15 protein-coding genes and 1 tRNA gene are annotated in these 14088 nt (G+C 38.3%); 3 read left to right on the forward strand and 13 right to left on the reverse strand.

What is annotated here, in order from left to right; translation table 11 throughout:
- Nucleotides 1-59 precede the first annotated feature (59 nt).
- From Q0788_RS09120 to Q0788_RS09130, 3 genes are all read left to right on the forward strand, one after another.
- Complete coding sequence (locus Q0788_RS09120) at nt 60-869, forward strand: hypothetical protein (protein WP_298809861.1); 810 nt, start codon at nt 60-62, stop codon at nt 867-869.
- A 73-nt stretch (nt 870-942) separates the two neighbouring features.
- Nucleotides 943-1018, forward strand: a tRNA-Arg gene (locus tag Q0788_RS09125).
- Nucleotides 1019-1231: 213 nt separating this feature from the next.
- Nucleotides 1232-1711, forward strand: a complete 480-nt coding sequence (locus tag Q0788_RS09130) for a hypothetical protein (protein WP_298809863.1) — start codon at nt 1232-1234, stop codon at nt 1709-1711.
- Nucleotides 1712-1802: 91 nt separating this feature from the next.
- On the opposite strand, the gene Q0788_RS09135 is transcribed toward Q0788_RS09130, so the two are convergent.
- The 13 genes from Q0788_RS09135 to Q0788_RS09195 form a co-directional block, all read right to left on the reverse strand.
- Complete coding sequence (locus tag Q0788_RS09135; protein WP_105245849.1) at nt 1803-2213, reverse strand: type II toxin-antitoxin system HicB family antitoxin; 411 nt, start codon at nt 2211-2213, stop codon at nt 1803-1805.
- 143 nt (nt 2214-2356) lie between these two features.
- Nucleotides 2357-2539 (reverse strand): type II toxin-antitoxin system HicA family toxin, encoded by a 183-nt coding sequence (locus Q0788_RS09140; protein ID WP_198332463.1) that lies wholly within the window; start codon nt 2537-2539, stop codon nt 2357-2359.
- 87 nt (nt 2540-2626) lie between these two features.
- Nucleotides 2627-3172 (reverse strand): hypothetical protein, encoded by a 546-nt coding sequence (locus tag Q0788_RS09145; RefSeq protein WP_298809868.1) that lies wholly within the window; start codon nt 3170-3172, stop codon nt 2627-2629.
- Nucleotides 3150-3305, reverse strand: coding sequence for a hypothetical protein (locus Q0788_RS09150; protein WP_298809870.1), 156 nt, complete (start codon nt 3303-3305; stop codon nt 3150-3152). The genes Q0788_RS09145 and Q0788_RS09150 overlap by 23 nt, the downstream gene beginning before the upstream one ends.
- Before the next feature lie 184 nt (nt 3306-3489).
- A complete protein-coding gene (locus Q0788_RS09155; protein WP_298809872.1) occupies nt 3490-4170 on the reverse strand; it encodes a hypothetical protein in 681 nt (226 codons plus the stop codon).
- Nucleotides 4167-5588, reverse strand: a complete 1422-nt coding sequence (locus Q0788_RS09160; protein WP_298809874.1) for an asparagine synthase-related protein — start codon at nt 5586-5588, stop codon at nt 4167-4169. Before Q0788_RS09160 ends, Q0788_RS09155 begins: the two co-directional genes overlap by 4 nt.
- A gap of 2 nt (nt 5589-5590) precedes the next feature.
- Nucleotides 5591-6649, reverse strand: a complete 1059-nt coding sequence (ribA, locus tag Q0788_RS09165) for a GTP cyclohydrolase II RibA (protein ID WP_298809875.1) — start codon at nt 6647-6649, stop codon at nt 5591-5593.
- A 1-nt stretch (nt 6650) separates the two neighbouring features.
- Nucleotides 6651-9992 (reverse strand): glycosyltransferase family A protein, encoded by a 3342-nt coding sequence (locus tag Q0788_RS09170; protein WP_298809877.1) that lies wholly within the window; start codon nt 9990-9992, stop codon nt 6651-6653.
- A 357-nt stretch (nt 9993-10349) separates the two neighbouring features.
- Nucleotides 10350-10814 carry a hypothetical protein gene (locus Q0788_RS09175; protein ID WP_298809879.1) on the reverse strand — a complete coding sequence of 155 codons (465 nt, stop codon included), beginning with the start codon at nt 10812-10814 and terminating at the stop codon, nt 10350-10352.
- Nucleotides 10815-10898: 84 nt separating this feature from the next.
- Nucleotides 10899-11579 carry a hypothetical protein gene (locus Q0788_RS09180; protein WP_201572914.1) on the reverse strand — a complete coding sequence of 227 codons (681 nt, stop codon included), beginning with the start codon at nt 11577-11579 and terminating at the stop codon, nt 10899-10901.
- A gap of 36 nt (nt 11580-11615) precedes the next feature.
- Nucleotides 11616-12371 carry a hypothetical protein gene (locus Q0788_RS09185; RefSeq protein WP_298809884.1) on the reverse strand — a complete coding sequence of 252 codons (756 nt, stop codon included), beginning with the start codon at nt 12369-12371 and terminating at the stop codon, nt 11616-11618.
- A 211-nt stretch (nt 12372-12582) separates the two neighbouring features.
- On the reverse strand, nt 12583-12972 hold the full coding sequence (locus tag Q0788_RS09190) for a hypothetical protein (RefSeq protein ID WP_298809885.1): 390 nt from the start codon (nt 12970-12972) through the stop codon (nt 12583-12585).
- A gap of 602 nt (nt 12973-13574) precedes the next feature.
- Nucleotides 13575-14027, reverse strand: coding sequence for a DUF1810 domain-containing protein (locus Q0788_RS09195; RefSeq protein ID WP_298809886.1), 453 nt, complete (start codon nt 14025-14027; stop codon nt 13575-13577).
- Nucleotides 14028-14088 lie beyond the last annotated feature (61 nt).

Consider the following 14088-nt stretch of genomic DNA (forward strand, 5'->3'; position numbering starts at 1 on the left):
ATACCACCCTGTGTATAAACTTTGCTATAAATCAACTAATAATAAAAGAGCAGTAATATATGAAAGACTACAAACTACTGCTGGCTGGGCTAATCTTGCTACTGCTCACAATCTTTATCGCGGTCTTCATTTGGTTGTGGACCAGCAATCGAAAAAACACAGACCCATTGCCAATCATGGCAAGTGAAAGTGAAGCAGACCCTAGTACGAAAGGTGATGAATCAAGAGAGATTGCTGACAGTGTTTTATACATTCGAGCAGAGGAGAAGTTACAGATACCTTTGGACGATATCATTGTGAGCTTTGAATCTCGTTATCCGCACGTGCAAGTGTTAGCGAGCTATGTACCCTCTAACGACCTTCTTACAGTACCAAGTGGTGGTTCTACCAAAGACAACCTCTCTGACTTCGTTTTTGATACAGATATGATTATTACCAATGACGATAGCCTATCTACAGAGCGGGTATCACTCCTACAGTCAGAATTGCAACAGGCGCAAGATAGAAATGGTCAAAGTCAAAAAAGCATTGATAGTGCTAGCATAAATGACGCTTCTGATAAAAATAGTAATAATAGTACTACGCATAATAAAGATAAAGAGATACACACTCTAAATCCCTTCAACTATGCTCTAAAAGATGAACAAGCGCTTGAGGGTGTCATCCTGACAGACGATACAACTGCTATTAGCTTCCGTAATTTTTTACTATCGAGCACAGGTCAAGATATACTAAAAAAATATGATTATGAGAACATTAGTGGTTACAAAAATAGTGTAAATGACTTATTTAAACCAACCTCACAGGCAAAAAATGCATCAGGTGATCATGCTGTAGATGTCACTGACGCGCTTAGCAATGGTGAGTAAGGATAAATTGTCTTTATTTATCTTTTGTTGATTGCTTTTATGACTGCTTTTTTCTACAATGTCACTCCATAATGCGCCTATAGCTCAACAGGATAGAGCAGTTGCCTCCTAAGCGATCGATCCGAGTTCGAGTCTTGGTGGGCGCACCAATTATTGTATTCAGACATAACCTCGCATTACCCCAATCCGCTACAGCCCCCGAATTGACTTACATTACGTCTTCCTGCATCACTTGTCATTACCTAGCAGCACCACTACACTGTTGTTAAATATGTTGTTAAATATTCAACAAGAGCGTTATTTGTTGTTAAATTCTCTTAGGTTTTGTTGTTAAAACCTCTCCACGCCTTTAAGGCCAAGTCATGACAAAGAGAAAAGACTACCAATTGACGGATGCTGCCGTAAAATCTATTGCCAAACAATCATCACCTAATAAGATTACACGCCACGGTGATGGCAATAAACTATATCTAATACAACATCCAAATAGCTCCCTATTTTGGCAAATGGCTTATGGATTAAGCATGACTCTTGGATTACCAGAAATTCATGTTGATTTAGCACAAAAAAGTATCTATGTTCCTACAGATCTAGACAATCAAGAGGAAAAGCAGTTTTTAACTGTAGGTACAACAACCGACGAAGCTGTTGCGACATATAGATATATCAAAAGTTACTTTACTAACCTTTGTGATTTTGCTGGACGAGAAATGATTAATATAGGATATGAAGAACTAAAATATATAGATACTGGGGTAAAATTTAGAACAGTAAAAAAAGAAAAAACGATTGAAAGACTGCATCATGAAATTAAAAACAACATTACATTAAATGAATTGTAAATATTCTATAATACTCTCTTATCTATTTTAAAACTTTCAAAATATGTAAAAAAGCCCCGCTAATGCGAGGCTTTTTATTGAATAGCTAATATCAATGTGCAAAAAAATTCTTTTCTGCCAATAATGCAATAAAATTACTTCTACTCTTATAACGTTCTTTATTGCTTGCAACTTTCTCATCAATCATATGAATCAGACGACTTGGTAAAGTTACATTGATTTTTTCAGTTTTTCCGAGATAACGATTTACATCGACTGGCGCTAAAGCCCAAGTTACACCTTCGTACTCTGGATTATCCATATAAGCACCAATATCAGAAGGAAGTGGGATTTGTTCTCCGTCTTCTACCAAGCCTTCTAAATGCAGCTCGATAGCTTCAATCGCCATATCAACAGCATCTTGATAGTTATCAGCAGCAGAAAAGCATCCTGGTAAATCAGGTACACGGATACCATGCGCTGTATGACTATCTCCTCTCTCGATTGCGATAGGATAAAACATGGCTAGACTCCTTTATATAGGTTTTATTAATTCAACGGTATAGATTATTTCAAAACAGATTTTTTATTAGTATTTACAAGTTAGCTGTAGACAAACGTTAGCTTCGTTTGCAAACAAAGCTAACTATTGCTAAAGCCACTGGATCATTTCAATCCAGCTTGTTTGAAAATACTATTAACAGTACCTTTCGGTAGGTCTTTTTTAGGGTGTGGGACAGTAACCCTGCCCTTTTTAGTTTTATGCTTGTACTGAAAATGACTACCCTTAGTGGCGACCCAATACCATCCATCTGCTATGAGCATATCTATAAGCTCGGATGACTTAATAAAAACCTCCTATAATCAAAATTCATTTCTATTATAATAACCATAACCCTAGGGTTATAAATTATTAAGTACAATATAACCCTAGGGTTATGATATGTCAAATTTATTCTTAAATATTTCAAAAAGGGGAAAATCAGCTACTGCGATAACCTCGCCAGCCACCGCAACCTTGACGTCCATATTCTGAGTTGATGGTAGGTTAACCGCAATCTCTGGCACAACCTGCCACGGCACAAGCCGTGATAATGTAGGAGCAAGCTCTGACAGCTCGCAGAGATTTACCACTGTATCAAGTTTAATACGAATACGATTGGTCAAAAACCTATCTGTACGCACGGTATCGGTCAGATATGAGGGATATTTGTGCGCTAAGGATTTAGAGTACCAAAGCCTCATAATTTCATTTTGTTTGGGGTATAGCGTATCAAGAACAAACTGCAAAAATCCCAGCCTACGCTCACTTGCCAGCGCTTGCCAATTGGCATAGATAATCCGCATCAGTGTATCAGATAGCCCGAGCCCGTCATCATCAAGCCTGAATACCACCAGACCGTTTAGCTTAGTAAAGCACTCTACGACCGACTGACGACCCTGGCACGGCACGCTATAGTTAAATATAGTTGAAAATACCATTGAGCGCATTAAGAGAATAATCATCAACCATTTGTGCAAATACATCCACGATCACTTGATCAAGCTCGCCCACTTTGTGGCTTTTTACAATCGAACCAATATAATCACTGGTCGGTAAGCTGGCTCGCTGCATATCCACCCACTATATCGGTCATACTGAATTGCCGCTATCAGTGGTTTGCGTTACCCTGACAATGATTGTATCTTCAGGAAGACAGGCCCACTGACGTGGGACCTATGCCGTCAAATCCGTACACATCAACTTGGGAGATAGTAGTATTACATGTGGAATGAAACTATCAGATCAAATTTTAGAATTAGTTTCTATTGCTAAATTGAGATTCGAGTGGCTTAATATCATAGCCAAAATATTCCTCTATAACGTCTTGCAGGTTATTCATACTGATGTTCAGCTCCTCCTCGTAGCCACTATTGCTGTAAATTTCTAATTGGGTATCGCGAATAAATAAAAAGCGTTTACCAACAACCATCGAGAAACGTAACTGGCTACTAAATGGATAGATAATATCGGCAGAAAAGCGGTTTTCAATACTGTGATAGATTTCGGTTTCAGACTTTGCGGCAATATCAATTTCCATTTGTTTTTTTTCTACATTACGTTTTCGGTGGTAGACTGTGATCACATCGTTTTCTATCGTAGTCCTAAAGCGCATACCGTAACACTCATATAAAATGGGGGTTGCGGCTGGGATAAGTTGAATGGATGGCCACCCATTGCCAATATCTGCAAAGTAGCGCTGGTTGTTTATTTCCAGTCTTACTAGTCGGTGGATATCTTGTCCACCAATGCGAGCAGAGTGCAAGTATGCATCTAACCCAACTGCTTTGGTTGCATCTAAGTAGCTTAGAGCTTTGTCTGAACAGGTACCGCCATATGCCATCGTTGCAGGGTGTACGTTGTTGAGTAGGTATAAGTTATGAAATGGCTCTTGCTTAAATTTAGCAAGTAGTATTTGTTGAGCTAAATGCACTGTCATCTGTGAGATGCTCCTCGTTTAGCAATAGCAGAATCAAATGTTGGATAGCTAAAAAAGTAAGGATCGTCTACATCGTATGTGAATGTGCCTTGCCATATTTCCTTAAGTTCTGCTATTTCTGTATTACCGTTACGGGTTAAATAGTCCACTACCAACTTTCGGATGCCACTACCAACATCAAAAGAGGTCTTTTTTCGGTTTGCGATCTCGTCAGGCAATAAGTGCCTAAAGGCGTCTCTAAGTGCTATCTTGTTATGACCTGGAATATAGAACTGCCTATGCTCAAGATTATCAGCAACCCTCTTTACTGTCCGATCTAAAAATGGGCAACGAGCTTCAATACTATGTGCCATGCTGCACTTATCAAGCCTACGAAGTTCCGTAAAGTGCATATCGGTTATCAGCTTGGTACGAGTAATTTGCCACTCTTGTTCGGATAGTTGCTCATGGTAACCAGCAAATAGCTCATCTGCCCCCTCTCCGGTTAGTACTACCTTTAAGCCTTTCATGTAGGCTGCTTGAGCTAATAAATAAGTCGCAAGGCCATTGCTAATGATCGATGGATTGTAACTTTCAGTTGCGTAAAGTACTTTATCAATCAATCCGGGTAACTTTTGCTTACTTGGTAATGGGATGTAGATAACTTGCTTTAATCTTAGGTGTTTAACAAGCATTTCAACCATAGCAACATCAATACTATTGGAATCTCCCAGAGTAAAATAAGTTACATCTTGGCGATGCTGGCAAGTTATAGCCGCAATAATCGAGCTATCTAGACCTCCGCTCAGAAAAACACCGAAGGGCTGTTTAGGTAAGCGTTTAATGACTGCTTGTTCTATTGCTGAAAGCAGATTGGGTGTTGTATTAGTTAACTGTTGGTGGCGTGCTATTTGGGTAAGCATGCCCGTGTTCAGGTCAAGCTGACTAATACCAAGGGGCACTTGCTCGAACCAGTCAATATTTTGTAGGGCTTTAAGTTCACTGACAACAAATAGGTTGTTATTGGCTTGACCATAAAACAGTGGCTTTTTACCCATATGGTCGCGAAACAATAGAATCGAATTTGTCTCCAGCTGATAAATAACCCCTGAATAAAATCCGTCTAACTCGCTTAGTACCTGCTCACCCAGTTGAGCAAATAGTGGTGCGATTACATGTGTATCACAGTCGCTGTTACGGAAGATATCATATTGTTTTGCAAGTAAATCTGCATTGTAAATCTCGCCATTAAAAGCTCCTATCATACAGCTGGATTTGTAAGGTTGGCGTCCTGTAATGCTTTCATCATTAATTGCCAAACGTGCAAACCCAATAGCTAATTTCCCCTTGATCCAATAGTGTTGGTAATCAGGACCTCGATGAGCAAGGCGAGTTAAAGTAGCTGATATATTCTGTTCGGCGTTATCACCGTGAAGCACGACTATTCCGCACATAGTTGCGATTCTTTGTTGAACTGTAGCTGATTACGCAATTGCATTAACAGTTCACCTAACCGATTCAAGCCACTACCATCTTCTGCATCGCCCCAATAGCTGTCATTAAGTGTATGTTCGGCTATGTGATATTGCTGAGTTGATAATAATAACGCTTCAAGTTCAGGGTTCTGAGTAAATTTGGCTGTAAGTGCTTGCAGCATTATATCTTCCTTCATGTTATGCCAGTTAGGTTGTAGGTGTTGTGACTCTAACTGCTTAGCCATTTGTTTGGCTAACATAGGACTTACTGCACAGCGTATGCGCTCTTGCAATGTATGATCTTTAAATTTTTGTGCTTGGTAAAAGTGCTCTGTTGTCGGCCAAATTTTATTATGCAGATAAATGGCATGTTTTGAGAAGTTAGAAAACTCTCCCCAGGTTTGGTCTGAATGGTAAAATAAAATAGAGTTAATATTGTCATACTCTAAACTTAAAGGCAGGCAGTGCCCTAATTTTTCGTTTTTACTTTTCAAGTAATCTATATTTTCAGGCCGTATTTGTGGGTGTGTATTAAGTAGTTCTACTTCGATTCCTGCTTGTTCTAGTGCGCGTCGCTTACGTGGGTTATTTGATACCAAGCGCACTTGTTTTATTGCCATTTCTTTTAGCACATTTATAGCTGGTGCATAGTCGCGAACATCTTGTTCTAAACCCAGTGCCTCAAATGACTCTGCTGCATCTAAAGCTTCACTCTGCATTTTGTATACTGCTTGAATCTTATTAGAAAGGCCCTGTCCACGGCCTTCTTGATGTAAGTGGAAAATGATCCCACTTCCATTGTGTGCCATTATTTTCATGGATTCGCGCAATTGGTCGGCACAGTCACAGTCCCTTGCTTCAAATACTTCAGAGGCTAGGCAAGAAGAATGTAATCGCAGTATTGGTTTACTCTCTAGTTTATTGATATCACCAAAGGTGACTACTCGTAACATTTCGTTGCCGGTATCGTACATTCTAAATGTGCCGTGTGGTGTTGGGAGTTCGCAGTAATTTTTAAAAGGCATTTTATTCTATTCTCTCAAGGGTTTTCTGATGTGCTTTTGCAAAGCGGTCACTCTGCGGCACTATTTGATTTAAAAATTCGTAAATATGGCACTCGTTCATTTGTTTAACTTGGGTTTCTAATTTAGTAAAAGCATCTGGGTTAAAAGAGCTAGCCAAGTACTTATACAACTCGCTCAGTTCTGGATATTTGGATAAAGCTTGCGTTAAACCATTGATTCGGTAAAAACTGAGCCTTAAACGTGAAAGACGAGTATTGCATTCTGATTTGGTCGCTTTCCATACCTGGCTAATCTCAATATCAGTAAAGACCAAGTTATGTCGTTCGTTATGTCGTAGAAATTCTTGCAGACCAGCGTACAATGCTGATCCCATGATTTCGTCCCGTACTTTACTTAAATTCAAAATTGGTTCGTTCTGTATACGCCCAGTATGTTGAACAGGAAATGGTGCACTTTTAATAGTTAGTCCATGGTAATGTTTATTGACTATTGCCCAGACCATGTCTGAACGGCGAGCTTCACGGCCATTAATCTTAAAAATTAGGTTAGGCGTTTGTATTAAGGCTTTAGCGTTTAGTACAAAGGTGTTGCCTCCACGGTTTACCGTATCTTTTGCTGCAGCTAATGGAGATGTTGAACATGCTGGAACAATACCACGAGTGAGCGGGAAGCCCGTGACCAATAAAGGCGCATGTGCAATCAATCGAGAGCGAGCTTCAGTGACACTTTCACCTTTGTAGGCGGGTTCGAGCCAAAATGGTGCTTCAATATGAGCCGTATGTTTACGAGATAAGTCATAGTAATAATCAGGATACTTATCTCGAAGTATTGTATTTTCGTGGCTGCGATCAGGCAGTTCGATATTGTTTGGTATTTTATCAAGCCAGCGTAAGTTATGAAGCAGATCTACCAATTGCCCACGTAGGCCATTTAATGGAGGATTAGGCGATGAGCCTTCGTATTGCCCGATCACTATATCGACATCTGCTTGCTTAAACACTGGTAGCCAAGCTAGAAACTGTTTGGCTCGGGAATCTAAACGCATATCGTCATCAAGGATCCAAGCATAGTTATTTGGAGTCATTGTACATTTTAAACCAACATATTTTTGCAGCATGCTCCGTGCATGTGCAATTCCCACTTGGCCTTTTGGTCGTTTTGCCAAGTCGGAACCAAATAGGCCGCTTGCAGCATCTTCTATCTGTTGTGTTTCGCTTATTATTTTTATATCACCCGCTGACCTTTTACTGAATGAAAGCGTTTCTTTCACGGAAGTATCTGAACAACCGTTGCATAGCACTATGGAGTTTATACTGGATAAAAAATCACATTGTGCAAGATCAGCAATACTATTTAATAACGGCAATAACTTATGCGCATCACCGGTAATCACACCAATAGTTAGAGCAAATGGTTTGGATGGTTTTTCTAGTGGGCCAAGGGGCAACCATGCATCCTGTGCTTGTTTAAGGTTACAATCAATACCAGTTAAACTTTGACGAAATGCTTGATAGCCCTGCATTTTTGGGATATTTATTGTATACAGAGATTGTCGCATTAAGTGCTTGAGATTTGGATGATCCACATGATGAATACTTAGATAAGCCCTCCGAGCCATGTGTTCGAACCCTAATTCATTCCATGGGCGAATATCCGCGCCATAATCAATCAGTTTTACTTCACTCTGGGTTTTTATTAAGTTTTTCGGGTGCATGTTATTACATACAATTCCTGCTTTGCTGCAACTATGTAGCAAGTCAATCACTTGTTCGCAGTTGCCACCTTGATAAGGGATGCTATTTTCAAAGGGATAAGTGAGTACCAAAGTTTTTCCATCTGATATAACTTCATCAAGAGTATATAAACCAGGTAGATTGTACCATTGTGAACTGGACCATTTTAAAAAATTGATTTGCTCAGTAGGTATGTGGATTTTCCAATAGTCAATGCATTTAAAAACACGTTTACCATCTGTCATGACAACAGCTTCAGAGCCCATACCAAGTAGTAGAAGCTCATGAATACCAAATAGCCTTCTGATACGATCATTAGCTGCATCAATGCGGCATTGTTTTATTCTATTAGCGAGTGTTGCATGCGGTTTTAAGAGGAGCTCATTACAGCGGTTAGTACATAAATGACGAGCGCCTAAGTCCGTCAGTATTGCTGATAAATCGTTCTCGCTTCCAATAGAGCGTTGCTTTTGAAAGTCACCATCTTTTAATACCCATGCGCTATTACCAATATTTTCTTTGGCAACAAATGCTGTGGCTGTTTCAATACACGTTTGCTGATGGCATAAATTATAGCAAGTAACTCCCAGTTGATTCATCCGCTCAATAAACGCACGCAACTCAATCTGATCTAATTTTTTATTTGTGGTCAAAACGATATTGAAGCTAACCAGACTTTTTTGACCTAAATGATGAATTTTTTCAATAGCTTGCTCTAATTGGTTAAATAAAAGACTTCCTAATTCAACGCCAAGAGTTAATGCGATTTGAGATTCCTGTTTTAGTATTGGTTTTGGTAGGGCTTCTGGCTGCCAGAAAAATAGGCGCTGTGCGCGCTCAAGGAACGCTTTACTTTGATCAGCGCTCATACGTCCATGGTATTTCTGCCAAAAAACTGCTAATCCATTATTCTTGGTTGGTGAGTTTGGTGTACTAAGGCGTTGACGATCACTATCGGCATAGTGAGTTAGTAGTGGTTTTTTTATATTGCAATAGCGTGTTGTGTCTAATTCACAGAGGCGTATACACAAATCTCGATCAGTGCAACTTGATAGTTGCTCATCAAAACCGCCTGCCATCAACATAATATCTAGTGATAAGAATAGGTTAGATCCTTGAATACCTGGATTTCCGCACAAGAACAGTTCCTCATTTATTGAGTCGGGAGGTATACATTTAATAGGCTGCTGTTCATTACCTTCACAACGGTAAAATCCCGCTGCCACTATATTACAATACTGTGTGATTACTAACGATTTGCAGTTTTCTAAGTAGTTAGGATGCCATTCATCATCATCGTCAAGAAATGCTAAAAATAGTGAACTGAAATCCTGTTTTTGTTTGTTGCTAAGGTATTCTATTGCCGTATTCCATGCTCCACTAGCACCTAGAGTTCGCTGGTTTAATAAATATTTAATATGGCAATTAGTTGATGGGATAGATTCGACTATCAGTCTGTTTTGACACTGGTTTCGGTTAGCAGAATCGTCTACAACAATAATATAGATCGGTGATATGGACTGATTTAATACTGAGTTTATAGCTCTTTGTTTTAGTAGACTAGGTCTGTTTTTGGTCGCAATAATCACTGCTATTTGTGGGGCGTTCACACAATACTCCATTGCTAATGAACAACTAGCTTTCATATTTGCTTAGCAAGGTTATAAAGCTCCTTGTATTAATAGGCTAGTAGTTCAGTCAAAACTATTAAATATTTTTACTTTCATATCATTAGTTGGCGCTCATACGGACTACAACTACATAGAAAGGATTACTAGTGATTCTATTTCATGAATGCAGTTTCGATAGTAGTAAATAGGCTACTAGCTATATATGAAACATAGCATTAGTAGCCTATTTTTTACTCAAGTCATGTTTGTGATACTGGTGTTTATTAATACATACTAATTAGTAGTAATTTATCACATATATAATTTCAAATATGTGCTGGCATGCCAGCAATAGTCTTATCCTACATTACAACTTGTTAGCGCTGGCGTACCTTTTTTGATGATTTTGATTAAATTAGCACCATCACTTTCACCCTCATAACTACTACTATAGTATCCGTCGATTTCTATTGTCATTGGAATGCGATAGCACTTCTTTTTATTAAGCTTTAATCTCTCAATCTCAGGATTGTCTGACTCAAGCGCAAACTGAGTAGGATAGTTTGTCTTAGATGCTTTGGGAATCATCGCTTTTGATTTGTTATCAACAGTAAATTCAGCCGGAAATCTTGCTTCGTTAACCATATTATATTCGAGAATTCCTGAGACTACGGTCTTTCCTTTATATCTTGTCAGGCCCTCATTATCCGTAGTGCCGACCTTTAATGGCGTAGCTGGCTTTGCCGCGGGAGCGGCATAAGCTGATACACCAGTAAGGGCTAATGCTGCTGCTACAGTAAGTGATACCAATTTGTTTTTCATTTGAAATCCTTTTGTGGGTTAGCTATTTTGCTGCAATAGTTGGGTTTAGACTGTGTACGTTATCGCATAATACGATTAGAGTATTTAATCAAAAAGACAAGTAAACGTTTTGTTTTTAGAATTATAGGTTGCACCCATATCTATTATTTCATCCCAATACTCCATCTTGTAAGATTTAAAATTAGGCAAAATAGTGGAGAGATTGGCGGTTGGTGCGAACTTTAAAGCTTCACCTGCACCTGAAGATTCTGGTCTAAACATAAATACGTATTCCTCTAAAGGCTGGCCGCGATATTTAATACCGTCTTTGAATATTAGATGATATGCGGTAAACTCACCTCCCTCTTTTATTTTTACTTCCTTTATCGTATCTCGATATGCTGATAACCATTGTGACCTCGGCTTAACAAAGTATCGGTAGTCTTGTGATACCCCTTTAATACTATCCTCTAATGACAACTGACTTTGGTCGAAAGTTTTAAAGGATAAATTTTTACCTACACATCCGCCTTCCATATCACCAAATAAATAAAGCATATCACTTGTTGGTAATTCTTGAGAGCTGCTTATCGCTACTTTATTAGTATCCACAGAAGAGCCACCTAAGCCTTGTTGTACACCTGCTATAGTGCCTGTCACTACCTCATTCACCAAAGAACCAACACTTTTTACTACTGTTGTGCCCATTGTTTGACTCTCAGCACAGCCTGATAGAGCAATAAGGCTGCTAATAGCAACCAATGACAACATATGATTCGATTTCATAATTAATCCATTAGCGTTTAAAATACTGAATAAATATTACAGGTCAAAAGTACAGGTTATCTCATTACCATCATGATCAGAATCTATTAAATTAGGGTACATATCTCTGTTTTCAGGTTTATAAAAGTCTTTGAAGCTTTTAGCGATACCAAAATCCTTGGATGTACCAGAATTGCTTTCTTCTATCATTGCGAGAACATAAAGAGGCTGATAGCCTTTTTTTTGCCATTTGTAAAAATGCTGGGAAAAAGGAAAGTCTTCATCTGTATCACAATTAGATTGCACACGCGTTAATTCTTTTTCTCTAAATAGATCTTCAAGCTTATAAACGGCACTTGTTGTTTCATCTTCTGCTATACCCTGACCAGAACTAATATTAATTAAACTTGGTTTTATTTTAGTGCCATAAGCTACAACATAGCTATGCTCATCTAAGTCACCAATGATGGAATAGTTGGTACCTCCATCTAAAGTAGGTATCTTGTTTCGCCATTCTCGCACACCAGGTATTTCAGCCAGCGTCTCCCATTGCCAATCAGTATTGGGCTTTAAAGCGAGATAATCAGTAATCTTAGAAAATCTAGGTGCGTTTTCTTCTTCGACAACATCTTCTTCAATAACAACGATCTCTTCTTCAGCAACTGCTGGTTCTACTGCAACCACCTCTTTGTTAACAGCCGAATTTTCAGTAGTAACTTCTTGAGTAGCTTCTGCTTCTTTATTGTCCATACAGCCAGATAACGCAATAATACTGCTTATAGCAACTAATGATAAAACATGACCTGATTTCATAGTTAAGCTCTTAATATTGAAAATAAGTGGAAGGACTATAGGAACAAGAATTAATCTTTAGCAAAGAATAATGGGTACGAATAAATCTCCATTCATGTACCGAACACTTTTGCAGTTTTAAATTCATTAACCTATGGATCTGCTAAACAAATAAAAAAGTCGCCCATTGTTTATATGGACAACTCTTAATGATTTTTTAAAATGCCAATAGCTATTTACAGAATTTGGCAAAGAGGTTATTTACTACGGGGCGAGGTAGCGTGTAATCAGCCATCGCTTCTTTCAGGCTTTTGTAATCTGTATCATTTACTATGTTTGAACTTATTGGGTTTGAACAAGTAATACTTAGCACTCCTCTAAAACTACTTGTTTTACCATCAGCTGTTAAAGCAATCAGCAGATTGTCTAGCTTTTTGAGATTAGCGCCTGTATACCCTTCTATTGTCATAGGATAAGCAGTCCAAGTAGTGGTATACACACCACCGTCTTGACTAGTATAGACATTAATACCATCTGAAAAATTAGGGGCTGCCAATGCACTAGTAGATACAAGAAATGATAGGCTCAAGAAAGCTAAAGATAATAAGTAAGTGGATTTCATTACCGCTCCAATAGTTAACATTCGTCGTGAATTTTTACCTCCTTCATAATATAACACAAATGTTTTATCTTGTTACATAAGCTTAATTAAATGTATTGATAAATATATAAATTTAACAAGTTAGCATCTACCATGTTCTATCATAATTCATAAGAAATTATTAAACAGATGATAAGCTCTTTGGTATCGTTATCACATGAGATACTAAAAAAATATCGAATGAATAGTGTGGCTGGCAAGATAGTTTCGAAATAATTGGCCTATATGCATATATTTAAAATTATTTGGTGCGACTATCTATAATATTACGAGTCTATGAATGGTGTTTATAGATATACTGAAAACTAAAAAGATATGAATACACTATATTAATAATCTATCTAAACCCATTTGCATAAGGCTTACACCACAAATTGCTAATAATGAAGTTTGTTATGCGTCTTTGTGGAAATTGGGGTTTGATATAGGAATGCATTAGGTGTGTCATCTATATACGATTCGTCCATATGATATTTCATCTCTATGCTCACTGCTAATTAATGTTTCTTGGTATGGTTGGAAGTATTAAATTTTAGTGCGAGTTAAATTATATTCTGTTTCATTTACTTATAGTGCTGGTCATTGATTTGCCTTAGCATATTAATAGTGTTTATATCGTAACTGCCTGCGTAGAACTGGTATAAAAGCTGCTCAAATACACACTTATTACCAGCGGCAAAGGCAAACAACGTTAGCGAAGACTGCAGCTTCAGATTGTCCGGTGAACCAAAGATGTTTAAAGCGCTTTTATCAGGGTGCAATAGTAATAATTCAGCGCACTCTATTAACCGTGCACCCAGCACATCATGCTGCAAATACGCTTGTGCTTGCTCCAAGCTCCCTACTGCAAATCGTCGAGACATTTTGCTATGCCCTAACCCTCTAACCTGTGGAAAGATAAACCACATCCAATGCGTACGCTTACGACCTTGGGTCAGCTCTTCAATCACTTGTGAATAGATAGTATCTTGAGCTTTGATAAAATCATCAAACAAATCTTTGTCTATCGTTGTCACTTTCTACACTCCTTGCACTTTAAGTAATAAGCGTTTACCTATCTGCCACACTCACAACGTA

It is taken from the genome of uncultured Psychrobacter sp. (assembly GCF_947500265.1).
GTDB lineage: Bacteria > Pseudomonadota > Gammaproteobacteria > Pseudomonadales > Moraxellaceae > Psychrobacter.